This window comes from Pseudomonas sp. JV245A (genome assembly GCF_032424515.1).
GTDB classification, from domain to species: domain Bacteria; phylum Pseudomonadota; class Gammaproteobacteria; order Pseudomonadales; family Pseudomonadaceae; genus Aquipseudomonas; species Aquipseudomonas protegens.
Genome location: NZ_VYKE01000680.1, coordinates 1 through 218, shown reverse-complemented (window position 1 = coordinate 218; position 218 = coordinate 1). Strand labels below are relative to the sequence as shown.

At 67.4% G+C, this 218-nt stretch carries 1 pseudogene; it reads right to left on the bottom strand.

What is annotated here, in order from left to right:
* Positions 1-218: pseudogene (locus F6S12_RS33595) on the bottom strand (HEAT repeat domain-containing protein); the annotation flags it as partial.

Here is a 218-nt window from a genome sequence, read left to right as displayed (position 1 = left end):
CCCAGCACGTGCTGCTGCACACTGCCCTGGGCCAGGCCCAGGTAGGCCAGTTCCCAGTACCAGCGGGCCAGCGTCGCGTGCAAGGCTCCGGCCTTCTGCGGCGCCGCGCCAGGCAGTTGTTCCAGGGAGGACTGGATCCGCTGGTTGATGTCGGTTTCCTGCTTGTCGAGCATCGAATACGCCAACAGCCGCACATCGTCGCTCGGGTCGCCCAGGGC